This is a genomic window from Micromonospora citrea, assembly GCF_049629545.1.
Taxonomy (GTDB): domain Bacteria; phylum Actinomycetota; class Actinomycetes; order Mycobacteriales; family Micromonosporaceae; genus Micromonospora; species Micromonospora citrea_A.
This window is the reverse complement of sequence record NZ_JBNADX010000023.1, coordinates 85,611-112,146: the sequence shown is the minus strand read 5'-3', so window position 1 is coordinate 112,146 and position 26,536 is coordinate 85,611. Positions and strand designations below refer to the sequence as shown.

Genomic DNA, 26,536 nt, shown 5'->3' with positions numbered 1-26,536 from the left:
TGGCCCGACTGCACAGGGCCGCGTGGATCGCGGTCCCCGTCGTGGCCCGCACCGTCTGCCCACCCGCGCCGCCGGTGGTCCCACCGTTCTGGGTCGCGAAGCCGGTGACGCCGCCGACCGCTGCCGATGCCTGCGGCGCCGCCAGGGCCACTACTGCGACCACGGCCCCGACGGCCGTCGTGGCAAGCGCCGCCTGGACTCCTCGTACGACTGGTCGTCTCATCTCGTCTCGCTTTCGTCTTGACTGCGGTGGTGGTGCTGCCGCGTACCGGTGTTCGGCGGACGTGGACGGTGCCGAGCTGTCGCCTGTCGCTGGGCAGGTCGTGGTACGAGGCGGCGGTGGTTGCTCTTCACGTGTGGATCGGGCCGGCGGTTCCGCTGCGGCCGTTCGACCTCGTCAGCCCGGCCGCGATGTCACCGTGACCGTGCTCCCGCCCGCTTGCGCGGGTCGGCTGCCGCCCACGGCGCGAAGTCGTCGGCTGGTGCAGGTGCCGCGAGGCATTCACACGTCGTGGTGGAGTGATCCGAGGCAGCCGAAGTCGCTGTGGATGCCCCGACGGTCGCCTCCGTCGGGACGTTCCACATCGAGCTGGAAAGCGCTTTCCACAGCGAGGATAGGGAGATGTCTATTGATGTGGCAAGGGGCTGTCCGGATTGCGGTACAAAGCTGCTCTGTGCCCCTCGCCGGCAGTAGCGGCGGCGCGGCAGGCGGTGGCGGCTCGCCACGTCATGTGAGCCGCGTGGCGGGAGGCCGGCTACAGCGTCGGGGCCGGTGATCCGGCGGACTGCTGTAGCCGCACCCGCCGCCGGTGTGGGGGAACCGGATCGGTGTGGAGGTGCCCCGGTCGCCCGCGCCGCAGGCCGAGCTCGCGGCTGCGGGAGCGTGATCGGGCGTTACGTCTTCTCCGGCGGAGTTTCCATTCGCCATACGACTATGCCTGCCGCTGGCCGACCTCTTCGACGCGCCCGACGTCAGCGTGGCGAGGGCGTGGGTGGCGGCGGGTCGATCGCCAGCCCCACCTCGGCGTACGGCCCGACGTTGCCCGAGCTGTCCCAGGCGCGTACCCGCACCAGGTATGTGCCGTAACCGCGGTACGGGACGTGCCCGCTCGTGCCGCCGACCCTGCTGATCAGCGTGCCATTGAGGTAGACCTCGTAGCCGACCAGGAACGTCTCGTCCGTCGCGGCGTCCCAGCGCACCGTCAGGTGGTCGTCAGAAAGGCCCCCGATCCGCAGGTTCGCCGGTGCGGTCGGCGGCGCCGAGTCCGGCAACTGCCCGAAGTGGATCGGCGCGAACGGGGAGATGTTACCGGCCGCGTCGACCGCGCGTACCCCGAATGTGGTGACCATCGGCGGCGGCGTCGGCATGCTGTAGCTCGTCGCCGTCGTGGTGGCGATCTGCGTGGTGCGGTGGAAGATCTGGTATTCCACCACGCCGATGTCGTCGGTCGACGGCTCCCAGGTCAGGGTGGTCATCGGGCCGGCGACGTAGCGGGCGTTGCCCGGGGTGGCGGGCGGGGTCACGTCGACCTGCGGCGGGCCGGAGCAGGGTGCGCCGTTGACCGTGCAGCCCTGTGGCTCGCCGGCGCCGTTCGCCACCCAGCCGAAGCTGGTCGAGGCGCCGGCGGCCAGCGTGCCGTTCCACGGCATGTTGGTGAAGACGAGTCGGCCGCCGTCGTGGGCCAGCTGGGCGTTCCAGTACGAGCCGAGCGTGGTGCCGGCCGGCAGGTCGAACGCGACCCGCCAGGAGGTCAGTGCGACGTCACTGTTGTTGCGCACGGTCATCGTGCCGACGTAGCCGCTGGACCATTCGCTCGTCTTGACGAAGGTCGCGGTCGCCGCGTGTGCGGGAGCGGGCAGGGCGACGATCGTTGCCAGGCCCAGGGCGACCGCGGTGGCGAGTCGGGCGGCCCGGCGCGGGAGAACGGCGCGGAGTCTCATGCCCTCGGATTGTAGAGACAATCATCGATCAATGGCATCGGTCGGGCGCAGGATGCGCGAGGGCCGGACGGGCGCGCCGATCACCAGGCGCAGGGCGCGTAGTCCTTGAGGAAGCAGCCGTACAGGTCCTCGCCCTGTTCGCCGCGGACGATCGGGTCGTACACCCGGGCCGCGCCGTCGACGAGGTCCAACGGCGCGTGGAAGCCCTCCTCCGCCAGCCGCATCTTCGTCGGGTGGGGCCGTTCGTCGGTGATCCAGCCGGTGTCGACGCTGGTCATCAGGATGCCGTCGGCCAGCATCTCCTGCGCGCTGGTGCGGGTCAGCATGTTCAGCGCCGCCTTGGCCATGTTGGTGTGCGGGTGCCCCGGCCCCTTGTAGCCGCGGGAGAACTGGCCCTCCATCGCCGAGACGTTCACCACGTACTTGCGACGGGCGCTCGCCGCGGCCATCGCCGGCCGCAGCCGGCTGACCAGGACGAACGGGGCCGTCACGTTGCACAGCTGCACTTCGAGCAGCTCGATCGGGTCCACCTCGTGCACCCGTTGCACCCAACTGTTGACCGGGTCGAGGTCCGGCACCAGGCCACCGGCGTCGATGGCGGTGGCCGCCGCGATCCGCTCCGGCGAGGCGGAGCCGCTGGTCAACGCCAGGGCGGTGAGCGCCTGTGGGGTGATCGCGGCCGACTGCGGCAGGGCGGCCGGCTCGCCCTCGCCGGCCGGCTTGGCGAACGTGATCATCTCTGGCAGGGGGCCGTCCGGCAGGGCCGCGGCCTCCGCGGCGACGAGCTGCGCGTACGCCCCGGGCGAGCGGCGGACGGTCTGCGCCGCGTTGTTGATCAGAATGTCCAGTGGCCCCTGTGCGCTGACCGAGTCGGCGAGGGCGATCACCTGGGCGGGGTCGCGCAGGTCGATCCCGACGATCCGCAGGCGGTGCAGCCAGTCCGCGCTGTCGGGCATCGCGGCGAAGCGGCGCACCGCGTCGTGCGGGAACCGCGTGGTCACCGTGGTGTGCGCGCCGTCGCGCAGCAGCCGCAGCGCGATGTACATGCCGATCTTCGCCCGGCCGCCGGTGAGCAACGCGCGCCGGCCGGTCAGGTCGGTGCGGGCGTCGCGGCGCTCCCGGTTGAGTGCGGCGCAGGGCGGGCACAGCTGGTGGTAGAAGGCGTCCACCTCGCGGTAGCGCTGCTTGCAGACGTAGCAGCCGCGCGGGTGGTGCAGGACGCCGGCCGTGGCGCCGACGGTGGGGGAGGCCAGCGGGATCCCCTGGGTCTCGTCGTCGATCCGCCCCGGAGCGCCGGTGGCGGTGGCGGCCGTCACCGCACGGTCGGCTGCCAGCAGGGCGTCGCGCCGCTCCTCGCGCCGCCGCTGCTTGATCACCTTGTAGAGCTTCGCGGTCGCCCGCTGCACCCGCACCACATCGGGGTGGTCGGACGGCAGGGCCTCCAGCGCCTCGAAGACGCTGAGGCAGGTCTCCAGCCGGCTCGGGTCGATACCGCTCTGGCCGCTTTGCGCAGTTGTGTCCGCCGTCATCCGTGCTGTCTCGTCCCGTTCCCTGTGCCGGATCTCCCCGGCCCGCCCCACGTCCGACCCGGAACTGTACGCACCGCACGGCCTCCGACGCATCCCGCACCTGTCCGCCGGCCCGACGGCCGTCGCGTCGACCCCACCCGGCGTACGCGACGTGCGCGTCGAGCCGCGACAGGAGCGCGTGGGGTGGGGTGGACCGGCAGCCGGCTCCGAAAGATATCGAAACTTCGGGGCGACCGAGTCCTCACGCCGTGGTCGACGGAGGGTGGTATCGGTCGTCGACCGGTGTGGGGCCGAGTCGTCGGATCAGCGGGGAGGGTGCGCGCCGAGTCAAGATCCTGTTACTGAAACATTTCCGAAAGTTGTTGACACCCGTCGACCTCCGGCCGATGCTTTCGGCATCGACAGGCTTCCACGACTGTCGATCCGGATCGCCTCATCGGGGTCCGGTTCTCCGGCCGTCGACCACCCGGCGACCGGCCCACCCCGCCGCGCGCAGCGACGTCGACGCAGGGGCGCCCGTCCCGGCCACCCACGGCCCCGTCACGTCGTATCGCGCTGCCCGACTCCCGTCCCGAGGAGGAAGCACGAACATGAACGACGCCCCCGCACCCCCGAAGGGCCGCCGACGTGGCCCCCTCAGACTGCTCGTCAGCGGCGCCTGTGCCGTCCTGCTGGTCGCCGCCACGATGCTGCTGCCCGGCGCCGCCCAGGCGGCCGTGACCTCGAACCAGACCGGCACCCACGACGGCTACTTCTACTCGTTCTGGACCGACAGCCCCGGGACGGTCTCCATGGACCTGGGCTCCGGCGGCAACTACGGCACCTCGTGGCGCAACACCGGCAACTTCGTCGCCGGCAAGGGCTGGAGCACCGGCGGTCGCCGCAGTGTGACCTACTCGGGCAGCTTCAACCCGTCCGGCAACGCGTACCTGACCCTCTACGGCTGGACGACGAGCCCGCTCGTGGAGTACTACATCGTCGACAACTGGGGCACCTACCGGCCCACCGGGACCTACAAGGGCACGGTCACCAGCGACGGCGGCACGTACGACATCTACGAGACGACCCGGTACAACGCCCCGTCCATCATCGGCACCGCGACGTTCAAGCAGTTCTGGAGCGTACGGCAGGCCAGGCGCACGGGCGGCACCATCACCAGCGGCAACCACTTCGACGCGTGGGCCCGCAACGGCATGAACATGGGCAGCCACAACTACATGATCATGGCGACCGAGGGATACCAGAGCAGCGGCAGCTCCAACATCACGCTCGGCGGCTCCTCCGGCGGCGGTGGCGGTGGCGGCGGAGGGGGTGGCGGCTGCACCGCGACGCTCTCCGCCGGCCAGCAGTGGAGCGACCGGTACAACCTCAACGTCTCCGTCTCCGGCGCCACCAACTGGACCGTGACGATGACCGTCCCGTCCCCCGCGAAGGTCCTCGCGACCTGGAACGTCAGCGCCAGCTACCCCAGCGCCCAGGTGCTGACCGCCAGACCCAACGGCAACGGCAACAACTGGGGCGTGACCATCCAGCACAACGGCAACTGGACCTGGCCCACGGTCTCCTGCAGCACGGGCTGACCCGCACCGGCTGCCATGGCGCGGCGCGCCGCGAACGGGCCCGGTCACCTCCGCGGTGACCGGGCCCGGTCGTGTCGGGCGAGGTCGAGGCGGTCCAGGTTCATGACCTTGACCCACGCCGCGATGAGGTCCCGGACGAACCTGCCCTGCCCGTCGCTGCTGGCGTAGACCTCCACGATGGCACGCAGCTGAGCGCAGGACCGTGATCTCCGGCGCGAAGGCTCCGGTTGGCCGGTGGGGCTGGTGCGGGTGCCATATCGTCGCCGTCATGAGCGCCGACGAGAAGCAGCGCCGCGTCTGGGACCGGCACGCCGCCGGCTACGACCGGCAGATGAACCTGCTCGAGCGCCGATTCCTGCGCGACACCCGGGCCTGGATCTGCCGCCAGGCCGCCGGCGACACCCTGGAGGTCGCGGTCGGCACCGGGCGGAACCTGCCGTACTACGCCGCCGACGTGCGCCTCACCGGGGTGGATCTGAGCCCCCGGATGCTGGAGATCGCCCGGCGCAAGGCCACCGAACTCGGCCGCGAGGCGGACCTTCGCCCGGGTACGGCACACCGCCTGGACTTCCCCGACGCCAGCTTCGACTCCGTCGTTTGCACGCTCTCGCTCTGCGCGATCCCCGACGACCAGCGGGCCGTCGCCGAGATGATCCGGGTGCTGCGCCCCGGCGGCCTGCTCCTGCTGGCCGACCACGTGGCCGGCGCCACCCGGCCGGTACGCGCCCTCCAGCGCCTGCTCGACCTGATCAGCGTCCCGGCCGCCGGCGAACACTTCCGGCGCCGCCCGATCACCCACGTGGCGGCGGCCGGTCTGCACATCGAGAAGCACGAGCGCTTCGCCCGGGGCGTGGTCGAGCGCCTCGCCGCCCGTAGACCCGCCTGACGACCGCGCCGACGGGTCGCCGCGTCGCCGGGGGAGTCCGGCTCAGCCGATGTCGGCGAGCGCCGTGGCGTCCGCCGGGCACGACCACACCGCCGTGCCGCCCGACAGGCGTGGCGTCGGCGGATGGGTGTGGCCCGGTCGGCAGCCGGGCCACACCGTGTCGCCCAACTCCAGCGCCTCCTCCTGCAGGAGGTCGGCGAGGGCGACGACCGCTTCCTCGACGGTCGTCACCATCGGCAGGGCGCCGACGGCGTACGGGTCGCCCCGGCCGGTGACGCGGTAGTCGACGAGGATGCTGTCCAGCGTGTCCAGCCGCACGCCGACCGGCTCGACCGCGGCGCCTCGCGACCCGAAGTCGGCCGAGATCCGCCGCAGGGCCGCCTCGTAGTGGTCGAGGGAGTGGAGCACCTCGTCGTCGCTGGTCATCCGATCCATTGTGCTTCGGCCCGACCGGGGTCTGCCGCCCGCCGGTCGCCTCCTGGGTGACCGGGGGCACCGGCCCGTGCCGGGCAGGGCCGCCGGACGACGACGGGAGGGTACCGCCCGGCGGGGACCTGTGATCCGGCGGCCGGGGACTGGTGATTTTGCCGATGCGCGATCGACGGTCGCCGCCGAACACTGACGCACATCGATACCACTCCACGCAGCAGGGAGTACCCGACGTGCGATCACCCACCACCACCCGCCCCCGCTCCGCCGTCCGTACCGTGGCCAGGCTGACCATGGCGGCCGTCCTGGCCGCCGGTGGCGTCCTGGCGACCTCGTCCGGCGTCCAGGCGGCGGACAACCCGTACGAGCGCGGCCCCGCCCCGACCAGCGCCATCCTGGAGGCCAGCCGCGGCCCCTTCGCCACCGCCTCGCAGAGCGTCTCGTCGTGGAGCGTCAGCGGCTTCGGCGGCGGCGTCATCTACTACCCGACCAGCACCAGTGAGGGCACCTTCGGCGCCATCGCCATCTCGCCGGGCTACACCGCCGCCTGGTCCAGCATCAGCTGGCTCGGCCCACGGATCGCCTCGCACGGGTTCGTGGTCATCGGCATCGAGACCAACACCCGTCTCGACCAGCCGGACAGCCGGGGGCGGCAGCTGCTCGCCGCGCTCGACTACCTGGTCGAGCGGAGTTCGGTCCGTGGCCGGATCGACGGCACCCGGCTCGCCGTCGCCGGTCACTCGATGGGTGGTGGCGGCAGCCTGGAGGCCGCCGCCGCTCGGCCGTCGTTGCAGGCCGCCGTGCCGCTCGCGCCGTGGAACCTGGACAAGACGTGGTCCGAGGTGCGGGTGCCGACGCTGATCATCGGCGGGGAGAGCGACAGCATCGCCCCGGTCTCCTCGCACTCGGAGCCGTTCTACAGCAGCATCCCGGCCTCGTCGGAGAAGGCGTACCTGGAGCTCAACGGCGCGAGCCACTTCTTCCCGCAGACGGTGAACACGCCGACGGCCAAGCAGATGGTGGCCTGGCTGAAGCGCTTCGTCGACAACGACACCCGCTACGAGCAGTTCCTCTGCCCGGGGCCGAGCGGCCTCGCCATCGAGGAGTACCGCAACACCTGCCCGAGCTACTGATCGCGACCGGGGCGGTCGCCACGTGCGGCCGCCCCGACCCGCGTCCACCGGCGGCACGACGACCCGGCCGGGCTTCCGTTGCGCGGCGGGCTCGCCATATGATGCACTGACAGTGCAAATTCATTGAGGAGGCGCGGGTGCCCGACCACACCGCCGACGGACTGCGCGACCTCGTCGCCGCGTTCCTGTCCCACCACGACCCCGGCGGTGAGCGCACCGGCTTCCTGCGCGCCCGGTTCGACGCCGGTCTGGCCTGGATCAACTTTCCGGTCGGACTCGGCGGGCTGGACGCGCCACGGCACCTTCAGTCGGTGGTCGACGAGGCCTTCGCCCGGGCCGCCGCGCCGGACAACCGGCCCCGGCGCAACAGCATCGGCCTCGGCATGGCGGCGCCGACCCTGCTCCGGCACGGCACCCCGGCGCAGCGGCAGCGGTTCCTGCGACCGCTGTGGACCGGCGAGGAGATCTGGTGCCAGCTGTTCAGCGAACCGGACGCCGGCTCCGACCTCGCCGGCCTGAGCACCCGCGCCGTGCGCGACGGCGACGACTGGGTGGTCACCGGGCAGAAGGTCTGGACGTCCATGGCGCACCGCGCGCGGTGGGCGATCCTGCTCGCCCGCACCGCCCCGGACGCCCCGAAGCACCGGGGCATCACCTACTTCGTCTGCGACATGACCGCCCCCGGCGTCGAGGTGCGACCGCTGCGCCAGCTCACCGGGGAGGCGGAGTTCAACGAGGTCTTCCTCACCGAGGTCCGGCTGCCGGACACCCTGCGCGTGGGCGCCGTCGACGACGGGTGGCGGGTCGCCCGCACCACCTTGATGAACGAACGGGTCGCGATCGGCGGGCGGCCGCTGCCCCGTGAGGGCGGCATGATCGGCGTGCTGGCCCGCGTCTGGCGCGAGCACCCCGAGCTGCGTACCGCCGGGCTGCACACCGAGGTCCTGCGGGCGTGGGTGGGCGCCGAGGCTGCCCGGCTGACCGCGCTGCGCCTGCGCCAGCAGCTCGCCGCCGGTGAACCGGGACCGGAGGGATCCGCGGTGAAGCTCTCCTTCGCCGACCTGGCCCAGCGGATCAGCGGGCTCGAGGTGGAACTGCTGGGGGAGCAGGGGCTGCGCCACGACGACTGGACGATGCGCCGGCCGGAGGAGCCCGACCTGCTCGGCCGCACCGCCACCTATCGCTACCTGCGCGCCCGGGGCAACTCGATCGAGGGCGGCACCTCCGAGATCCTGCGCACCGTCATCGCCGAGCGGGTGCTGGGCCTGCCGGCCGAGCCCCGGGCGGACCGATGACCAACCTGCTCTACGACGACGCGGAGGAGGCGCTGCGGGCCAGCGTACGGGCGCTGCTCACGGCCCACGCCCCGGTCAGCCGTACGCTCGCCCGCCTCGACGGCGACGAGCCGTACGACACGGGCCTGTGGGTGCGGCTGGCCGGCCGGCTCGGCGCGGCCGGTCTGGCGGTGCCCGAGGAGCACGGCGGCGCGGGCGCCGGCTTCCGCGAGGTGGCCGTGGTGCTGGAGGAGCTGGGCCGGGCGGTCGCGCCGGTGCCCTACCTCGGCAGCGCCGGGGTGGCGACCCGGGCCCTGCTGCGCTGCGGCGACACCGAGCTGCTCGGTCAGCTCGCCGCCGGGCGGCGTGCCGCCGCGCTGGCGGTCTCCGTCGCCGCCGGCCCCGACGCGCCGCCGCACGCGTTCGCGGTGGCCGACGGTCCGGTGCTCTGCGGCGCGGTGACCGGCGTCGCCGACGCCCTCCCGGTCGAGGTGCTGCTCGTCCCCGCCGACGACGGGCTGTACGCGGTCGACGTGGACGACCCGGGCGTGCGGATGACGCCGGTGGTGTCGCTCGACGGCACCCGGCCGCTGGCCGACATCGTGCTCACCCGCGCAGCGGGGCGGCGGATCGCCGCCGGGCGGGCGGCCACCGCGGCGGTGGCCGACGCGTTGGTAGCCGGTGCGGCGCTGCTCGCCTCCGAGCAGGTCGGGGTGGCCCAGTGGTGTCTGGACACGACGGTCGAGCACGTCCGGCTGCGGCGCCAGTTCGGCCGGCCGATCGGCTCGTTCCAGGCGGTCAAGCACCGGCTGGCCGACGTCTGGGTGGAGATCTCCGAGGCCCGCGCGGTGGCCCGCCACGCGGCCGACCGCCTCGCCGTCGACCACCCGGAGACGGCTCTGGCGGCGTCGCTGGCCCAGGCCCACTGCGCGGCGGTCGCGGTGCGCGCCGCCGAGGTCTGCGTGCAGCTGCACGGCGGCATCGGCTTCACCTGGGAGCACCCCGCGCACCTGTACCTGAAGCGGGCCAAGAGCGGTGCGGTCGCGTTCGGCACCGCCGAGCGCCACCGCGGCGTCCTGGCCCGGTTGGCCGACCTGCCCGGGCCGCCGCCGGGCCCGTGACGACGAGGCATCGAAGGTATTGACCGCGCACCACGAAAACGTACACTGGCAGTGCAAATAATGATCGTCAGGGCGAGGGACGGGTGATGGAGCAAGGACTCGCACTGCACCACATCGGGGTGCGCTTCGGCGGCCTCACCGCCCTCGACGACGTGTCGCTCCGGGTGCCCCCCGGCGCCGTGGTGGGCGTGATCGGCCCCAACGGGGCCGGCAAGACGACCCTGTTCAACGTCATCTGCGGCTTCGTCGCGCCCGACTCGGGTTCGCTGAGCCTCGACGGCGCGCCGCTGCGCCCGCGACCGCACCGGCTGAACCGGCTCGGCGTCGCCCGCACCCTGCAGGGCACCGGGCTCTTCGCCGGGCTCACCGTGGCGGAGAACGTCATGGCCGGGGCGACCTGCACCGCCCGGGCCGGCTTCCTCTCCGCCCTGTTCGCCCTGCCCGGCAGCGACCGGGACGAGCGGCGGCTGCGCCGGCACGCCCTCGACATCCTCGACGAGCTGGGCATCGCCGGGCACGCCGACGCCGCGCCCGGCACCCTGCCCTTCGCCGTACGCCAACGCGTCGCCCTGGCCCGCGCGCTCGCCGCCCGCCCCCGGCTGCTCCTGCTCGACGAACCCGCCGGCGGCCTGGGCGCCGGCGACATCGCCGAGCTGGCCGACCTGATCCGGCACCTGCCCCGACACGACACCCATCCCTGCGCGGTGCTGCTGGTGGAACACCACATGGACCTCGTCATGTCGGTCTGCGACGAGATCGTGGTGCTCGACTTCGGACGTGTCATCGCCACCGGCGCCCCCGACGAGATCCGCGACGACCCGGCGGTCGCCGACGCCTACCTCGGCGCCGCCGTCGACGAGGAGACCGCCGCATGACCGGCGACCTGCTCACCGTCCGCGGGCTCGTGGCCGGCTACGGGGCGGGCCCGGTGCTGCACGAGGTCGACCTGACCGTCGCGCGCGGCACCATCGCCGCGGTCGTCGGCGCCAACGGCGCCGGCAAGACCACCCTGCTGCGCGCCCTGTCCGGCACGCTGCGCCCCGCCGCCGGGCGGATCGTCCTCGACGGTGCGGACCTGCGCGGCACCCCGGTGGAGCAACTCGTCCGACGCGGCGTGGCCCACGTGCCCGAAGGTCGCGGCGTGATCGGCGAGCTGACCGTGGACGAGAACCTGCGCCTCGGCGGGCTCTGGCGTCGCGACCGAGCCGACGCCCGCCGGGCCCTCGACGAGGTCTACCAGCTCTTCGAGCCGCTCGTACGGCGGCGACGACACCACGGCCACCAGCTCTCCGGCGGTGAACGGCAGATGCTCGCCCTCGGCCGGGCGCTCGTCGGCCGCCCCCGGCTGCTGCTGCTCGACGAGCCCTCGCTCGGCCTCGCCCCACGGGTCGTCGCCCAGACCATGGCCCTGCTGCGCCACCTGCGCGACAGCACCGGCCTGACCGTCCTGCTCGTCGAGCAGAACGTCCGCAGCGCGCTCTCCGTCGCCGACCAGGGTGTGGTGATGTCCCTCGGCCGGGTCGTGCACACCGCCCCCGCCGCCCGACTGCGTGACGACGCCGACCTGCGCCACGCCTACCTCGGTTTCTGACCACCCCGTCCCCCGGAGGGAGGACTGTTGGACCGCTTCCTCTTCCTCACCCTCGACGGCCTGTCGAGAGGTGCGGTCTACGCCGCGTTCGCGCTGTCCCTGGTACTCATCTGGCGGGCCGCCCGCATCGTCAACTTCGCCCAGGGCGCGATGGCCGTCGCCGCCGTCTACGTGGCCTACAGCGTGTCCACGTCCACCGGCTCCTACTGGCTCGGGTTCCTCGCCGCGATCGCCGCCGGACTGCTCCTCGGCACGGTCGTCGACCTGGCCGTCATGCGCTTCGTCGACCATCGCTCCCCGCTCAACCCGGTGATCGTCGCGCTGGGCCTGGTGCTGCTGATCCAGGCCGTCCTGGGCATGATCTACGGCAACGAGTTCCGCCCCGCCGAGCCGCCCTTCTCCCGCTCCGCCCTCACCGTCGGCGGCCTCGCCGTCGGCTCACCGTACGACCTGTTCGTCGTCGCCACCGTCGCCGCGGTGGTCGTCGCGCTCGCCTGGACCTTCACCCGCACCGCGATCGGCCTGCGGATGCGGGCCTCGGCCTTCGCCCCCGAGGTGTCCCGGCTGCTCGGGGTCAAGGTCGGCGGCATGCTCACCCTCGGCTGGGCGCTCGCCTCCGGAGTCGGCGCCCTGGCCGGCATGCTGATCATCCCCACCGAACTCGGCCTGCACCCGCACGCGATGGACCTGGTCTTCGTCTCGGCGTTCACCGCCGCCGTCGTCGGCGGGCTCGACAGCCCACCCGGGGCCGTCGTCGGCGGGCTGCTGGTCGGGCTGCTGCTCTCCTACGTCAGCGGCTACGCCGGCAGCGACCTCACCCCCCTCGCGGTGCTCGCGCTGCTGCTGGCGGTGCTGCTCATCCGCCCCGCCGGCCTGTTCGCCCCGGTCACCGCGAGGCAGGTGTGAGCGCCACCCGGGCGGCGGCCCCACCGGCCGGCCGGGTCGCCACCGACACCCTCGGGCGCGACGAGCGCGGCGGCTCGACCCTGCTGCGCCACCTCGCCCTCACCGCCGCCGCCGCGATCCTGCTGGTGGCCGTCAGCTACGGACTGGAGCCGTTCCGCACCTTCCAGCTCGCCACCGTGGCCGCCTACCTGTGCGCCACCGCCGGGCTGACCATCCTCACCGGCCTCAACGGTCAGCTATCGCTGGGACACGGCGCGCTGATGGCGACCGGTGCGTACACCCTCGCCTTCTGCCAGAACGCGTTCGTCGACCGGTCGGTCGTCGCGGGTTGGACGCTCGCGGTCTCCCTGCTGGCGGCGGTGCTGGTGACCGTCGTGCTCGGCGCCGTCATCGGGGTGGCCGCGGCCCGGCTGCGCGGCCCGTACCTCGCCGGCGTGACGCTGGCCGTCGCGATCGTCGTGCCGGCGCTGACCGTCACCTTCGACGGGGTCTTCAACGGTGAACAGGGCCTGAGCGTCCCTGTCGAGCCGCCCCCGGCGGCCCTGGGGCCGTACTTCCCCTACGAGCGGTGGCAGCTCTGGGTCACCGGGGCGGCCACCCTGCTCGCCCTGCTGCTGCTCGGCAACCTCGTACGCAGCCGCTTCGGCCGGACCTTCCGGGCGGTACGCGACGACGAGGTGGCCGCCCGCCTCGCCGGCATCCACGTCGCCCGTACCCAGGTGCTCGCCTTCGTGGTCAGCGCCGGCGCCGCCGGTCTGGGCGGCGCGCTGCTCGCGGTGCTCGCACAGAGCGCGTCGCCCGGCGCGTTCTCCCTGACACTGTCGCTCTTCCTGGTCATGGCCGTCGTCATCGGCGGGCTCGGCAGCCTCGCCGGCGCGGTGTGGGGCGCCGTGCTGCTGGTCGCCCTGCCCGACCTGACGCACACCCTGACCGACTCGCTCACCCTCCCGCCCGCGGTGGCGCAACGGATGGAGGGCAACCTCCCGCTGGCGCTGTTCGGCATCGCGTTGGTCGTCGTCATGATCGCCGCGCCCGGCGGTGTGCAGGGCCTGCTGTCGCGGCCCGGTCGGATCCTGCGCGCCCGTTGGCGCACCCGGCGTTCCTGAAACTGCTCCCACCCGGTGGCCGGGCCACCGGCCGCCGCTCCACCCCCACCACAGAACCGGACCGAGAAAGGTCGGTGTCCCCATGTCACGCCTCGTACGACGCGGTCTCGCGATCGCCACCTCCATCACCCTGCTCGTCACCGCCGCCGGTTGCAGCGGAGGATCCGACGCCGGCTCCGGCGCCCGGGTCCCCGGCGTCACGGACAGCGAGATCGTCGTCGGCACCCACATGCCGCTGACCGGACCGGCCTCGGCCGGCTACTCCAAGATCGCCCCGGCGACGAAGGCGTACTTCGACTACGTCAACGCCAACGGCGGGGTGCACGGCCGGAAGATCAGCTACAAGATCATGGACGACGGGTACAACCCGGCGAACACCCAGCAGGTGGTCCGGCAACTGGTCCTGCAGGACAAGGTCTTCGCCATCCTCAACGGGCTCGGCACGCCCACCCACAGCGGCGTGCTCGACTTCCTCAAGAGCAACCGGGTGCCCGACCTCTTCGTCGCCTCCGGCAGCCGCAGCTGGGACCAGCCCGAGGCGTACCCGGGCACCTTCGGCTTCAACCCGGACTACACCGTCGAGGGCAAGATCCTGGCCAACCACGTGAAGACCGAGCTGCCCGGCCGGAAGGTCTGCTTCCTCGGCCAGGACGACGACTTCGGCCGCGACAGCCTGGCCGGGGTGGAGAAGGTGCTCGGCGCGGGCGGGGTCGCCGCCCGCCAGACGTACGTCACCAGCAACACCAACGTGGCGCCGCAGATCGGCGCGTTCAAGGCCGCCGGATGCCAGGTCGTCATCCTCGCCACCGTGCCCGGCTTCACCGCGCTGTCCATCGGCACCGCCGCCAGGCTGGGCTTCCGGCCGCAGTGGGTGGTCTCCAACGTCGGCGCCGACCACCCGACCCTGGCCAAGCAGCTCGGCGCCGCCGCCCCGCTGCTCGACGGCATGATCGGCGCCAACTACCTGCCCATGCAGAACGACACGGCGAACCCGTGGACCCAGCTCTTCGCCAAGGTCAACAAGGAGCACAACGGGGACGCCCCGTTCGACGGCAACGTCGTGTACGGCATGGCGGTCGGCTACCTCTTCGTCCAGGTGCTGCAGGCCGCCGGCAAGGACCTCACCCGCGAGAAGGTCCTCGACGCGGTCAGCAGGGGCGGCTACCAGGGTCCCGGCCTGGCGCCCCTGCGCTACTCCAGCACCGACCACTCCGGGTACGGCGGGCAGCGCCTGACCAGGGTCACCGGGGGAGTGCAGAGCTACTTCGGGCCGACCTTCGAGACCGACGAGGCCGACGGTCCGGTGCGGGAGTACCCGGTGGTGCCGGCGGCCCCGCCCGCCAACGGCGTGCCCACCGCCTCCTGACCGGCCACCCACCGTCGATCCGCCGGACGCGGGCACGGCACCTCATGCCGTGCCCGCGTCCGCCGGTGCGCCCGGCGCGGGCAGCACGTGCCGGCCCCGCTCGACTGTGATCTCCATTGCCTCCCGGCCGAGCGGGAATCAGATCGCCGCGTCCGAATTTGCAGTGGGACGTGACCTCCACACCGTTGCCCGCCCGGCTGCTCCGGAAACCGGACCCGATCCGATGACCGCCACCGTCGACGCCCCGACGGCCGCCGTCGCGCCGGGGGACCTGATGAGCCCCCGGCAACGCCTGCGCCTCGTCCTCGTGCTCGGATCGCTGATCGCGGTCGGTCCGCTCACCATCGACATGTACCTGCCCGCGCTCCCGGCGATCGTCGCCGACTTCCAGACCACCTCGGCGGCCGTGCAGCTGACCCTCACCGGAACGCTGGCGGGCCTCGCCGTCGGGCAGCTGCTGATCGGCCCGCTCTCCGACGCCGTCGGCCGACGTACGCCGCTGATCGCCGGCATCACGCTGCACGTCGTGGCGTCCCTGCTCTGCGCGGTCGCGCCGAACGTCGCGGTGCTCGGTGGCCTGCGGGTGGTGCAGGGCCTCGGCATCGCCGCGGCCTCGGTGGTCGCGATGGCCGTGGTCCGCGACCTGTTCAGCGGCGCGGCCTTCGCCACGCTGCTGTCCCGGCTGCTGCTGGTGATGGGCGCGGCCCCCATCCTCGCGCCGACCCTCGGTGGCGCGCTGCTGCGCTGGACGGACTGGCGCGGCGTGTTCGTGGCCCTGGCCGCCTTCGGCGTGCTGCTCGTCGTGGTCGCCGCGCTCGGCCTGCCCGAGACGCTGCCACCCGCCCGACGCCGGCGCGGCGGCGTCGTCGCGACGCTGACCGTGTACGGCTCGCTGCTGCGCGACCGCACGTTCGTCGGACTGGTCCTGGTCGCCGGGCTGGCCATGGCCGCGTTGTTCGCCTACGTGGCCGGCTCGTCGTTCGTGCTGCAGGAGCAGTACGGGCTCGACGAGCAGCAGTTCGGGTTCGCCTTCGGGGCGGGCGCGGTCGGGTTGATCGCCGCGACCCAGTTCAACGTACGGCTGCTGCGCCGGTACCCGCCGCAGCGGATCCTCGTCGCCGCCCTGACCGTGGGGACCGCGGCCGGGCTGGCGCTGCTCGCCTTCGCCGCGACCGGTCTCGGCGGGCTGCCGAGCCTGCTGGTCTCGCTCTGGGTGGTGCTCGCCGCGACCGGTCTCGCGATGCCCAACGCGCCGGCCCTGGCCCTGTCCCGGCACGGGGAGGCTGCCGGCACGGCCTCCGCGCTGCTCGGCGCGGTGCAGTTCGGCGTCGGCGCGCTGGCCGCGCCCCTCGTGGGTGTGCTGGGCACCGGCGCGGTCGCCATGGCGCTCGTCGTCTCCGGTGGCATGGTGGCGTCGACGGCGGTCCTGCTCGTCATCGTGCGGCCGGGCCGGCTCGCCGGCCTCGAGCCGGACGTGGTGGTCGTGGCGGCGCACTGAGGATCATGGCCGGCCGCGCTCGACAGTCGGGAATCCGGACGCCGAATGTCGGTGCGGGCCGCTAGTGTGCCTGCGGGCCCCGCCGGCGCACGCAGATTCCGCGCCGTGACAGGGGCGGAGCCCGGCCGGCGGGGGTCGGCCGGCACGGGGATTCAGGAGATTTCGTGACACAGCAATCCATCGCGACGTCCGACAAGCTCGACGGCGCGGTTCTCAAGGTGGCAGGGGTCGTCGTGCTCGGCGCGATCATGTCGATCCTCGACGTGACGGTCGTCAGCGTCGCCCTGCCGACGTTCCAGCGGGAGTTCGACGCGACCTACGCCGAGGTCGCCTGGACGATGACCGCCTACACCCTCGCGCTGGCCACGGTGATCCCGCTCAGCGGCTGGGCCGCCGACCGGTTCGGCACCAAGCGGCTCTACATGGTCGCGCTGGCCCTGTTCACGATCGGGTCCGGGATGTGCGCCACCGCCGACACGATCGGGCAGTTGATCGGCTTCCGGGTGCTGCAGGGCCTCGGCGGCGGCATGCTCATGCCGCTGGGCATGACGATCATGACCCGGGCGGCGGGGCCGCACCGGATCGGCCGGCTGATGGCCGTCCTCGGGATCCCGATGCTGCTCGGGCCCATCGGCGGGCCGATCCTCGGCGGCTGGCTGATCGACACGGCGAGTTGGCACTGGATCTTCCTGATCAACCTGCCGATCGGCGCCGTCGGTCTCGTCTACGCCGCCTGGGCGCTGCCGAAGGACGCCCCCGAGCCGTCCGAGTCGTTCGACTTCCTCGGCATGCTGATGCTCTCGCCGGGGCTCGCCCTCTTCCTCTACGGCATCTCCACGCTGCCGGAGACCGGCACCGTCACCGACGCCGAGGTGTGGGTGCCGATGCTGATCGGCGCCGCGCTCGTGATCGGGTTCGTGCTGTACTCCTTCAAGCCCCGGCACCCACTGCTCGACCTGCGGCTGTTCGCCAACCGCAACCTCACCGTGGCGACGGTGACCCTGTTCGTCTTCATCATCGCCTTCATGGGCGCCGGCCTGCTGTTCCCGAGCTACTTCCTGCAGATCCACGGCGAGTCCACGCTGACCGCCGGCCTGCTGATGGCCCCGCAGGGCATCGGCGCGATGGTGACCATGCCGATTGCCGGAATGCTGGCCGACCGGGTCCCGGTCGGTCGGACGGTGCCGTTCGCGCTGGCGCTCATCGCCGTCGGATTCTTCTCCTTCACCCAGGTCGACGCGAACACGTCCTACTGGTTGCTCTGCGGATCGCTGTTCGTCATGGGTCTGGGCATGGGCGGCACCATGATGCCGGTCATGACCTCGGCGCTGAAGACCCTGCAGTCGCACGACGTGGCCCGGGGATCCACCCTGGTCAACATCATCCAGCAGATCGGCGGGTCCGTCGGGGCCGCGGTGATGTCGGTGATCCTGACCAACGAGCTGAACGGCTCCCGGCCGATCCCCGGCGCGACCGACCCCAGCGGCAACCCGGTGACCGAGGCCGGCCTGGCCATCGCCGTCCAGCAGCAGCCGGAGCTGCTCCAGCAGTTCCCGGTCGAGCCGTCGCTGATCGAGCGCGGTCTCGACTTCGCCGCCGACTCGTTCGCCACCACCTTCTGGGTCGGGTTCGTGCTGGTGCTGGCCACGTTCATCCCGGCCGCGTTCCTGCCCCGCCGCCGCGAGCCGTCGCACCTGCTCGACGACCAGCCGGAGAAGGCGGCCGTTCCCGTCGCCCTGCACTGAGGCACCGGTCGGGTCGCCGGGCAACTCCCGGCGACCCGACCGGTCGGCGGGTCGGGCCGGCCCTGAGCGCACGACTCGTCGTGCTGGCCCGGCTCGGGCTCGCACGGTGGGATCCCGACTCCCGTCACCTGCTGGCGGCATAGCCGTCCTGCCAGACCCGGCAGCCCCGCTCCACCCCTGCTGCCGTCGACCACAGCGCGCCCGACGGGACGGCGCAAGCCGTGAAGGGATGGCGGGATGCGGTTCACCGTGACTGCGCCGGGGCGGGAACGGCTTCGAGGCGTGGGAGGTGACGGGCGCGCTGGCAGGACTGGTCACCTACCTGGTGGCCGGCGCCCTCATCGCCTGCACGCACACCGAGGTGGGGGCGGAGTTCGAGGGGCGAGGGGTCGGCTCGCCATCGAGCCTGAGACTCAGCCGACGCCGACGCCGACGCCGACGCCGACGCCGACGCCGACGCCGACGCCGACGCCGACGCCGACGCCGACGCCGACGCCGACGCGGAGCACCCACCCGGCGTGTCACCAACCCGGTGAACCTTCTTGGTCACCGCACTAGACTTGCTGCCATGGCTACCGGCAGACCCCGGCTCACCGCGCAGACGGTCGAGGTGCTGCGTCTGCTTCTCACCGACCCGGCTGTGCCGCGGTACGGCCGGGACATCGCCCGGGAGACGGGCCTGAAGACGGGGACGCTGCACCCGATCCTGGCACGGTTGGAGCTGGCGGGATGGGTCGAGAGTTTCTGGGAGGACCCGGCCGAACACGAGGACCAGGGGCGGCCCCGGCGCCGGTACTACCGGCTCACGGGAGATGGTCTGAAGGCTGCTCAAGGGGCTGTTGTCGACGTCGTCGAAGCCCGGCACGCGAGCCCTGCGCAGCCGGTGCCGTTGCGGCCTCAGCCCGGCTACCAGGGGTAGACGATGGCACGGCGGACGGGCTCGGGCAACTTCCCCACCGACCGGACCACGGCCATGATTAAAATGACTACTGTCGATGGAAAGGTCCAGTCGCTACAGGATCTCCGTCAAGAGATGGGGTACGGAGCAACGCCTGGTAGCCGGCTGGCTCCTGTGTCCTCGTTCGCCGTCGAGCGATGGGCCGAGCGCGGCCTCGCTGGTGCTGTGGCCCTGCTGCCGGCCCGGGCGCGGAACCGGTATGTGGAGGAGTGGCGGGACGTGATGCACGAGGTCCTCCGCGAACCCGATGTGACCTGGCGGCTGGCGGTCACCGAGATCGCCCAATGTGTACGGGCGGCAGTAGTGCTGGCTGTGCTGCTACGTGTCCGACGTGGACGTACTCACTGATTGCCAGCCGCTAGGTTGAGCGTCGCATTCACGACTCTAGCTAGGTAGACGAGGGCTTCTCTACCTAGCTAGAGTCTAGTCATCCGGTCCGCACGTAGGCCAAGGACGGGGGCGCGCGTTCGTGCCGGCGTAGGTACGTCCCATCAATCAATCTCCGGGGAAGGAGATCCACTCCGATGAAAAAACTGACGGTGGCCCTGCAAGCGCTCGCGCTTGCCGGCGGACTGACGCTGGCGATTGCTGCGCCCGCACAAGCCACGCCCTCGAACTGCCAGGGCTCGTACACCATCTATGGCTTCAACACTTGGGCAGTCCGCTGCTTCCAAGGGACGGGCAAATACCAGGCCAAGGCCCGCTGCTACTCCAGCGCCACCAAGTACCGCACGGTGTACGGAGCGGTGAGGCAGCCTAGCGACGGTCAGTTCTCGGTCGCCTCTTGCAGCGGCAGCGAGGACATCGCCAGCGGGACTTGGGTGTTCGTCTAACTGAAGAGGCGGCATTCAACCGCTGGCACACAAACGGCGGGGCACTCCCATCACGAGAACCCCGCCGTTCGTGTCCGGGAAACGCATCGCGTCGTGAGTTCGTCACGGAACTCCGGCTGGTGCTCGGGCGATGCGGGCCGGCCCGCACTGTCGCGTTACCGGCTGCGAGGGGTGAAGTCGTCGGAGTCGACGACGGCGACGGGCACGGAGGCCCGGCCGCCGAGGGTCACCGGCGGCGCTGTGTGCCGAGCGGAACGACTGGAACGACACCTACGTGGCCGTCTACGGGGGCTCAACCGTTGCACCCTGCGCCGCACCGACACCGTGGTGCCGATCTGCCCGTTCATCAGCGAATGGCTCGGCAGGCACCCGGAGTACGACAACATCGTCGCCCGGTCGACACGCAAGGTGAAGTAGCTCGGCGGCGCACAGGCCGGACCGGGTCGGGCCGGCCTGTGCGCACTCACCCGGCCGCCGCTGCGGACGACGCGCCGGGCACCGTCAGCGGCAGCGCCACACGACGGCCTGGATGGTGCCCGTCGCGTCGTCCGACTGCCCGCCGACGGTGCGCCCGTCGTCGCTGACCGTCGTCGCGATGGTGGACACGCCGGTGGGCTCGCCGTCGGCCAGCGCCGGCAGCACCACCGTGGCGGTGTCGGTGGCGAGCACCGCCCGGTTCCGGGTGTCCGTGCCGATCTGCCAGCCCTGCGCGTTCACCTCGTTCGGGTAGGCCTGCAGGTCGTCGAAGACCCGCACCTCGCCGGTGCGGACGTTCCACCGCACCGCCGCCATCCGCCCGCTCCTCGCCGCCTTGCCGGGGCCCGTCGAACTCGACGGGTCGGCCTGCAACCCGCTCGCGGCGCCGTCGAGGGTGTCGGTCAGGCCGGTCGCCCAGCCGTTGCGGATGCTGACGGCCCGGGCGCCCGCGGCCTGCCCACCGTCGACGCGGGGTACCGGAAGCTCGCGGTGGGTGCCGTCGGGGAACCAGACGTACGGTCGGCGCCCGTCGACGGTGCCGACCACCGTGCCGTCCTCGTCGATGTCGCGGGCCTCCGCCTCCGACGCGCCGGCGGGCAGCGGCAGCCGGAACGGCTTCGCGGTCGCCGACGGCCAGACCAGCACCGCCCGGCGGGTGTCGTCGTCACCGACGATCGCTCCGGCGTCGTTGATCGCGTACGCCGACCCGCGCCGCACGCCCGGCAACGGCGACACCTTGCCGCCCCGGTAGACGTACGGGACCGGGCCGGTGTCGGCCTCGCCGCCCCCGACGTAGCTCCAGCCGACCGCGGTGCCCGTCGAGTTGACGTCCTGCAGCGACTCCTCAAGGTCGCCGGGGAGCATCACCTTCCGCGCCGTGCCGTCGTGCCAGATGACCGCCTGGTAACCGCCGCCGCGCGGATACGAACGCCCGACGATGTACCGGCCGGTGGGGTCGGCGCCGGACACCAGGGCCATCGGCGCGTCGTCCGGCGCGGGCAGGCGGTGCAGCGTGCAGCCGGTGGGCGGGGTCGCCGTCGGTGCGCTCCAGCCGGGGGTGCCGGGAATCGTGTACGGCGGCTTCGGCGGGGCGGGGGCAGTGGTGCGCGGCGCACCGGTCGCCGCGGTGGGCGAGGGGTCGCCCCCGGCCAGCCCGCCCGCGACCGAGGCGCCGGCGACGGCGAGCGCGGTCACCGACGCCGCACCCGCGTACCCGGCGCTGCGGCGGGCCCGGCGCCGGCGCCCGGCGGTGATCGCCTGCGCCACGTCCACCGTGGACGGCGTCCGCGGCTCGTCGTCGAGGGCGCGCAGCAGATCGATTTCGGATGGCATTGTTCTGCTCCTCACTTCGTGGCGGAGAAACCGGCGAGCTCCCGCTCACCGAGCAGGCGCCGCAGCGTGGCCAGCCCGCGTGAGGTCTGGCTCTTGACCGTGCCGGAGGAGCAGCCCAGCACCCCGGCGACCTCGTCGACCGGCAGGTCGTAGTAGAACCGCAGCACCAGCACGGCCTGCTGCCGGCGGGGCACCCGGCTCAGCGCCGCCCGGACGACCTGGCGGTCCTCGACGCCGCCGTCCTCGAACGGCGGTGGCTCGGGTGCCTCGCGGAACAGCCGCACCCGCGCCCACGCCAGCCGCCGCTCGTTGATGTACGTGCGCACCAGCATGGTCCGGACGTACGCGTCGAGCCGATCGGCGGTCCGCGCGTGCCGCCACTTCACGTACAGCGTGGTGATGGTCTGCTGGACCAGGTCGTCGGCGCGGTGCTCGTCGCCGGCCAGGAGGTACGCCAGCCGTCGCAGCGCGGGGATCCGCGCCGTGACGTAGTCGACGTACTCCTGCTCCGAAGCATCCCGCATCGCCCCGTCCCTCCGTTGGGTCATCACCCCTCAGACGGGCGCGGCCGACCACCCGGTTGTCCGGTTCCGCGCAATGATTCGGCGGGCGTCCGGGTCAGCTGAGCCGTTCGACGACCATCGCCATGCCCTGGCCGCCACCGACGCACATCGTCTCCAGCCCGATCTGCCGGTCGTGCCAGCGCAGCGAGTTGATCAGGGTGGTGGTGATCCGTGCGCCGGTCATCCCGAACGGGTGGCCGACCGCGATCGCGCCGCCGTTGACGTTGAGCCGGTCCCGGTCGACGCCCAGCTCGTCCGCGCTGGACACCACCTGCGCGGCGAACGCCTCGTTGATCTCGACCAGGTCGACGTCGGCGATGGACATGCCGGCCCGGCGCAACGCCTGCCGGGACGCCTCGACCGGCCCGAGCCCCATGATCTCGGGGGAGAGCGCCGACAGGCCGGTGGAGACGATCCGGGCCAGCGGGGTCACCCCCAGCTCCCGGGCCCGGACGTCGGACATCACGACGAGGGCGGCGGCGCCGTCGTTGAGCGGGCAGCTGTTGCCGGCGGTGACCGTGCCGTCGGGCCGGAACACCGGCTTGAGGGCCGCGACCGCGTCGAGGGTGGTGCCGGGGCGCGGTCCGTCGTCGGCGGCGACCACCGCCCCGCCGGGCACGGTGACCGGGGTGATCTCGCGGGCCCAGAAGCCGTCGGCGATCGCCTTCTCGGCCAGGTTCTGCGACCGTACGGCGAACTCGTCCTGCCGCTGCCGGGACACGCCGCGCAGCTGGGCCACGTTCTCGGCGGTCTGGCCCATGCTGATGTAGACGTCCGGCAGGTGACCGTCGTGGCGCGGGTCGTGCCAGTGCGGCGCCCCGCCGGCGGCCCGGGACGCGGTGCGGGCCGTCGCGCCGGTGAACGCGGCGTTGGTGCTGCCGGGATGCCCGTCGCTGCGGCCGTTGCCGTACCGGGAGACGCACTCGACCCCGGCGGAGATGAAGACGTGCCCCTCGCCGGCGCGGATGGCGTGCATCGCCATCCGGGTGGTCTGCAGCGAGGACGAGCAGTACCGGTTGACGGTGGTGCCGGGGAGCTGGTCGAGGTCGAGCAGGGTGGCGACCACCCGCGCGAGGTTGTGGCCCTGTTCGCCGGCCGGTTGCCCGCAGCCGAGCATCAGGTCGTCGATCTCGCCGGGGTCGAGCATCGGCACCTGCGCCAGCGCGGCCCGCACGATCGTGGCGGCCAGGTCGTCGGCGCGCAGCTCGCGCAGTGATCCCTTGTTCGCGCGGCCGATCGGTGACCGCGCGGCGGCGACGATGACGGCTTCTGGCATGGCGGCGTCCTCCCGGGAGCACGACAATATATATGCACCGACAGTGCGGTTAGCTGCCTTCGATGTCAACGCGTGGCGAGGGTGGTTGTTCTCACCGCCGTTGACGGGGGCGAGAGTCGCTCCCTAATATCTGCATCGTGAATGCAAATATAGGTCGACTGTCGGGTCGGGTCGCGATCGTCACCGGCGCCAGCCGTGGGATCGGCCTGGCGGTCGCCCGGCGGTTGGTCGCCGACGGGGCCCGGGTGGGTGTCACCGGACGGCGCCCGGAGGCGCTGGCCGAGGCGGTCGCGGCACTGGGCGGGCCGGCGCACGCCGTGGGCGTGCCCGGCCGGGCCGACGACGCCGCGCACCGCGCCGAGGCGGTGCACCGCGTCGCGGAGGCGTTCGGGCCGGTCGACATTCTGGTCAACAACGTGGGCACCAACCCCGTGCACGGGCCGCTGGTCGAACTCGACCTGGCGGCGGCCCGCAAGATCCTGGACGTCAACCTGCTCGGCACCCTCGGTTGGGTGCAGGAGGTCTGCGCCGCCGGCATGGCGGACCGCGGCGGCTGCGTCGTCAACGTCTCCTCGATCGCCGGGCTCACCCCGTCGCGCGGCATCGCCTTCTACGGCGTGAGCAAGGCCGCCGTCAACCACCTCACCGCCTGCCTGGCGGTCGAACTCGGCCCGACGGTACGCGTCAACGCGGTCGCCCCCGCGGTGGTGAGGACCCGCTTCGCGGCGGCCCTATACGCCGACCGCGAGGACGAGGTCGCCGCCGCGTACCCGCTCGGACGACTCGGGCAGCCGCAGGACGTCGCGGGCGCGGTCGCCTTCCTCGCCTGCGCCGACGCGGCCTGGCTCACCGGGCAGACGATCGTGCTCGACGGCGGGGTCACCCTCACCGGCCGGCGGACCGGGTGACCGCCCGTGGCCTGACGATCGCGGGGGCGGGCGTCGTGGTGACCGGGGCGGGATCCGGCATCGGGGCGGCGCTGGCCACCCGGTTCGCCGCGCAGGGAGTGTCGCCGCTGGTCGCACTGGAGAGGACTCGGAGACCCTGATGGACTTCCGCTACGACGAGACGACCGAACGGCTGCGCGAGCGCCTGCTGCGCTTCATGACCGAGTGCGTCCACCCGGCCGAACCGGTCTTCGAACGGCAGGCCGAGGAGCGCGAGGATCCGTGGGCCGTCCCGCCGGTCGTCGCGGAGCTGCAGGCCGAGGCGCGCCGACGCGGGCTGTGGAACCTCTTCCTCCCCGGCGAGCACGGCGCCGGGCTGAGCAACCTGCAGTACGCGCCGCTGGCCGAGATCACCGGGCGGTCACCGGGGCTCGCCCCGGTCGCGCTCAACTGCGCCGCGCCGGACACCGGCAACATGGAGCTGCTGGCCCTGTTCGGCACGGCCGAGCAGCGCGAACGCTGGCTCACCCCGCTGTTGCAGGCCCGGATCCGCTCGGCGTTCGCGATGACCGAGCCGGCGGTCGCCTCGTCGGACGCCACCAACATCGCCACCCGCATCGCGCGCGACGGCGACGAGTACGTCGTCGACGGCCGCAAGTGGTTCGTCACTGGCGCGATGGACCCGCGCTGCGAGGTCTTCATCGTCATGGGTCGCACGGATCCGACCCCGCCCCGACACCGGCAGCAGAGCCAGCTCCTCGTCCCCCGGGACACGCCAGGGGTCACGGTCCGCCGCGGCCTGCGGACCTTCGGGTACGACGACAGCGACCACGGCGGGCACGCCGAGATCGACTTCGTCGACGTGCGGGTGCCGGTGGGCAACCTGATCGGGGAGGAGGGCTCGGGGTTCGCCATCTCGCAGGCCCGGCTCGGGCCCGGTCGGGTGCACCACTGCATGCGCCTGGTCGGCATGGCCGAGCGGGCCGTCGAGCTGATGTGTCGCCGCATCGGCGACCGGCATGCCTTCGGCGGGCCGCTGGCCGCGCAGGGCGTGATCCGCGACTGGATCGCCGAGGCCCGGGTACGCCTGGAGCAGGCCCGGCTGCTGGTGCTCAAGACGGCCTGGTTGATGGACACCGTCGGCAACCAGCAGGCGCACAGCGAGATCCAGGCCATCAAGATCGTGGTGCCGGAGACGGCGCAGTGGATCATCGACCGGGCCATCCAGGCCTACGGCGCGGCGGGAGTCAGTCAGGACACCCCGCTCGCCCGGCTCTGGGCCCGGGCCCGCGCCCTGCGGCTGGCCGACGGCCCGGACGAGGTGCACCGGCAGTCGCTGGCCCGCCGGGAGCTGCGCCGCCATCAGCTCCGCGCGACGTCGCCCGTCTAGACTCTGCGTGACCGGACGGTGGTGAGGGAGGCGGCGCGGATGGGCAGGGTCGAGGCGCCGGGCCGGGTCGACGGACGGACCGCTCGGGCCGAACGTACCCGGGCGGCGATCGTCGAGGCGCACCTCGCGCTCATCTCCGAAGGTGACCTGCGACCGACCGGCGAACGCATCGCCGAGCGGGCCGGGGTCTCCCTGCGCACCCTCTGGACCAACTTCAAGGACATGGAGACGCTGTTCGAAGCGAGCGGCGAGGAGCTGCTGCGTCAGCAGGACGCCGCGTACCGGCCGATCTCACCCGTGCTGCCGCTGGCCAAGCGGGTCGACGCGTACTGCCGGCAGCGGGCCCGGCTCCTGCAGCTCATCGCGCCGTCCGCCCGGGCCGCGCAGATGCGCGAGCCGGTGTCCGCGCAGTTGCACCGCAACCGGCTCAAGCACATCGCCCGGGTCCGCGACGAGGTCGAGCAGCTCTTCGCCGCCGAGCTGGAACAGGCCGGGCCGGGCCGGGAGCAGCTGGTGAACGCCCTGGTGGCCGCGAGCATGTGGCCGGCCTGGTCGATGCTGCGCGACGGGCTCGGGCTGGGCGTCGACGCGGCCCGGGCGGTGATGGCCCGTACGGTGGCCGCGCTGCTGGCCGACCCGGCGGCGCGCTGAGCTTTCCGCTCGGCGAGGGCCCGACGAAGGCCGTGTGCGCTGTGGAGAACCAGCTGCCTCTTTC

Annotated in this window: 24 protein-coding genes and 1 pseudogene; 17 read left to right on the top strand and 8 right to left on the bottom strand. The window is 72.7% G+C overall.

Annotated elements, in window-relative coordinates:
- From ACPFP2_RS22895 to ACPFP2_RS22885, 3 genes and pseudogenes are all read right to left on the bottom strand, one after another.
- Window positions 1–223, bottom strand: a pseudogene (locus ACPFP2_RS22895) (pectate lyase); the annotation flags it as partial.
- A 749-nt stretch (window positions 224–972) separates the two neighbouring features.
- Complete coding sequence (locus tag ACPFP2_RS22890) at window positions 973–1,941, bottom strand: cellulose binding domain-containing protein (protein WP_424091241.1); 969 nt, start codon at window positions 1,939–1,941, stop codon at window positions 973–975.
- An 80-nt stretch (window positions 1,942–2,021) separates the two neighbouring features.
- Window positions 2,022–3,470 (bottom strand): SDR family NAD(P)-dependent oxidoreductase, encoded by a 1,449-nt coding sequence (locus ACPFP2_RS22885; protein WP_424091239.1) that lies wholly within the window; start codon window positions 3,468–3,470, stop codon window positions 2,022–2,024.
- Window positions 3,471–4,060: 590 nt separating this feature from the next.
- Here ACPFP2_RS22885 and ACPFP2_RS22880 point away from each other — a divergent pair.
- Complete coding sequence (locus tag ACPFP2_RS22880; RefSeq protein WP_424091236.1) at window positions 4,061–5,050, top strand: glycoside hydrolase family 11 protein; 990 nt, start codon at window positions 4,061–4,063, stop codon at window positions 5,048–5,050.
- A gap of 44 nt (window positions 5,051–5,094) precedes the next feature.
- On the opposite strand, the gene ACPFP2_RS22875 is transcribed toward ACPFP2_RS22880, so the two are convergent.
- Window positions 5,095–5,226: a hypothetical protein gene (locus ACPFP2_RS22875; protein WP_424091234.1), complete on the bottom strand. Its 132-nt coding sequence runs from the start codon at window positions 5,224–5,226 to the stop codon at window positions 5,095–5,097.
- A gap of 92 nt (window positions 5,227–5,318) precedes the next feature.
- On the opposite strand from ACPFP2_RS22875, the gene ACPFP2_RS22870 reads away from it, so the two are divergent.
- The gene (locus ACPFP2_RS22870) at window positions 5,319–5,936 is read left to right on the top strand and encodes a class I SAM-dependent methyltransferase (protein ID WP_424091232.1); all 618 of its coding nucleotides are present in this window, start codon (window positions 5,319–5,321) and stop codon (window positions 5,934–5,936) included.
- A 42-nt stretch (window positions 5,937–5,978) separates the two neighbouring features.
- On the opposite strand, the gene ACPFP2_RS22865 is transcribed toward ACPFP2_RS22870, so the two are convergent.
- Window positions 5,979–6,362, bottom strand: a complete 384-nt coding sequence (locus ACPFP2_RS22865; RefSeq protein WP_424091231.1) for a hypothetical protein — start codon at window positions 6,360–6,362, stop codon at window positions 5,979–5,981.
- Between the two features lie 296 nt (window positions 6,363–6,658).
- On the opposite strand from ACPFP2_RS22865, the gene ACPFP2_RS22860 reads away from it, so the two are divergent.
- The 12 genes from ACPFP2_RS22860 (at window position 6,659) to ACPFP2_RS22805 (ending at window position 19,896) form a co-directional block, all read left to right on the top strand.
- Window positions 6,659–7,498, top strand: coding sequence for an alpha/beta hydrolase family protein (locus ACPFP2_RS22860; RefSeq protein ID WP_424091249.1), 840 nt, complete (start codon window positions 6,659–6,661; stop codon window positions 7,496–7,498).
- Window positions 7,499–7,635: 137 nt separating this feature from the next.
- Window positions 7,636–8,793 carry an acyl-CoA dehydrogenase family protein gene (locus ACPFP2_RS22855; RefSeq protein WP_424091229.1) on the top strand — a complete coding sequence of 386 codons (1,158 nt, stop codon included), beginning with the start codon at window positions 7,636–7,638 and terminating at the stop codon, window positions 8,791–8,793.
- Entirely contained in the window at window positions 8,790–9,893 is a 1,104-nt protein-coding gene (locus ACPFP2_RS22850) for an acyl-CoA dehydrogenase family protein (protein ID WP_424091227.1), read from the top strand. The genes ACPFP2_RS22855 and ACPFP2_RS22850 overlap by 4 nt, the downstream gene beginning before the upstream one ends.
- Before the next feature lie 86 nt (window positions 9,894–9,979).
- Window positions 9,980–10,768 carry an ABC transporter ATP-binding protein gene (locus ACPFP2_RS22845; RefSeq protein ID WP_424091225.1) on the top strand — a complete coding sequence of 263 codons (789 nt, stop codon included), beginning with the start codon at window positions 9,980–9,982 and terminating at the stop codon, window positions 10,766–10,768.
- Window positions 10,765–11,484 carry an ABC transporter ATP-binding protein gene (locus tag ACPFP2_RS22840; protein WP_424091223.1) on the top strand — a complete coding sequence of 240 codons (720 nt, stop codon included), beginning with the start codon at window positions 10,765–10,767 and terminating at the stop codon, window positions 11,482–11,484. The genes ACPFP2_RS22845 and ACPFP2_RS22840 overlap by 4 nt, the downstream gene beginning before the upstream one ends.
- Window positions 11,485–11,511: 27 nt before the next feature.
- Window positions 11,512–12,390 carry a branched-chain amino acid ABC transporter permease gene (locus ACPFP2_RS22835; RefSeq protein WP_424091221.1) on the top strand — a complete coding sequence of 293 codons (879 nt, stop codon included), beginning with the start codon at window positions 11,512–11,514 and terminating at the stop codon, window positions 12,388–12,390.
- Window positions 12,387–13,496, top strand: coding sequence for a branched-chain amino acid ABC transporter permease (locus ACPFP2_RS22830; RefSeq protein ID WP_424091219.1), 1,110 nt, complete (start codon window positions 12,387–12,389; stop codon window positions 13,494–13,496). The genes ACPFP2_RS22835 and ACPFP2_RS22830 overlap by 4 nt, the downstream gene beginning before the upstream one ends.
- A gap of 82 nt (window positions 13,497–13,578) precedes the next feature.
- On the top strand, window positions 13,579–14,862 hold the full coding sequence (locus ACPFP2_RS22825) for an ABC transporter substrate-binding protein (RefSeq protein ID WP_424091217.1): 1,284 nt from the start codon (window positions 13,579–13,581) through the stop codon (window positions 14,860–14,862).
- Window positions 14,863–15,136: 274 nt separating this feature from the next.
- Window positions 15,137–16,360: a multidrug effflux MFS transporter gene (locus ACPFP2_RS22820; RefSeq protein ID WP_424091247.1), complete on the top strand. Its 1,224-nt coding sequence runs from the start codon at window positions 15,137–15,139 to the stop codon at window positions 16,358–16,360.
- Window positions 16,361–16,524: 164 nt separating this feature from the next.
- The gene (locus ACPFP2_RS22815; RefSeq protein WP_424091215.1) at window positions 16,525–18,105 is read left to right on the top strand and encodes a DHA2 family efflux MFS transporter permease subunit; all 1,581 of its coding nucleotides are present in this window, start codon (window positions 16,525–16,527) and stop codon (window positions 18,103–18,105) included.
- A gap of 568 nt (window positions 18,106–18,673) precedes the next feature.
- Window positions 18,674–19,024 carry a PadR family transcriptional regulator gene (locus ACPFP2_RS22810; protein ID WP_424091214.1) on the top strand — a complete coding sequence of 117 codons (351 nt, stop codon included), beginning with the start codon at window positions 18,674–18,676 and terminating at the stop codon, window positions 19,022–19,024.
- A gap of 563 nt (window positions 19,025–19,587) precedes the next feature.
- Window positions 19,588–19,896, top strand: coding sequence for a hypothetical protein (locus ACPFP2_RS22805; protein ID WP_424091213.1), 309 nt, complete (start codon window positions 19,588–19,590; stop codon window positions 19,894–19,896).
- 501 nt (window positions 19,897–20,397) lie between these two features.
- Here the strand turns inward: ACPFP2_RS22805 and ACPFP2_RS22800 are convergent.
- From ACPFP2_RS22800 to ACPFP2_RS22790, 3 genes are all read right to left on the bottom strand, one after another.
- Window positions 20,398–21,705 carry a hypothetical protein gene (locus tag ACPFP2_RS22800; protein WP_424091212.1) on the bottom strand — a complete coding sequence of 436 codons (1,308 nt, stop codon included), beginning with the start codon at window positions 21,703–21,705 and terminating at the stop codon, window positions 20,398–20,400.
- An 11-nt stretch (window positions 21,706–21,716) separates the two neighbouring features.
- Window positions 21,717–22,229, bottom strand: a complete 513-nt coding sequence (locus tag ACPFP2_RS22795; RefSeq protein WP_424091211.1) for a SigE family RNA polymerase sigma factor — start codon at window positions 22,227–22,229, stop codon at window positions 21,717–21,719.
- A gap of 94 nt (window positions 22,230–22,323) precedes the next feature.
- Complete coding sequence (locus ACPFP2_RS22790) at window positions 22,324–23,544, bottom strand: acetyl-CoA C-acetyltransferase (RefSeq protein ID WP_424091210.1); 1,221 nt, start codon at window positions 23,542–23,544, stop codon at window positions 22,324–22,326.
- 137 nt (window positions 23,545–23,681) lie between these two features.
- Between ACPFP2_RS22790 and ACPFP2_RS22785 the strand changes: the two genes are divergently transcribed.
- The 3 genes from ACPFP2_RS22785 to ACPFP2_RS22775 all read left to right on the top strand — a co-directional run bounded on the left by ACPFP2_RS22785 (window position 23,682) and on the right by ACPFP2_RS22775 (window position 26,472).
- Window positions 23,682–24,452 carry an SDR family oxidoreductase gene (locus ACPFP2_RS22785; protein ID WP_424091209.1) on the top strand — a complete coding sequence of 257 codons (771 nt, stop codon included), beginning with the start codon at window positions 23,682–23,684 and terminating at the stop codon, window positions 24,450–24,452.
- Between the two features lie 139 nt (window positions 24,453–24,591).
- Complete coding sequence (locus tag ACPFP2_RS22780; RefSeq protein WP_424091208.1) at window positions 24,592–25,821, top strand: acyl-CoA dehydrogenase family protein; 1,230 nt, start codon at window positions 24,592–24,594, stop codon at window positions 25,819–25,821.
- Between the two features lie 39 nt (window positions 25,822–25,860).
- Window positions 25,861–26,472 (top strand): TetR/AcrR family transcriptional regulator, encoded by a 612-nt coding sequence (locus ACPFP2_RS22775; protein WP_424091207.1) that lies wholly within the window; start codon window positions 25,861–25,863, stop codon window positions 26,470–26,472.
- Window positions 26,473–26,536 lie beyond the last annotated feature (64 nt).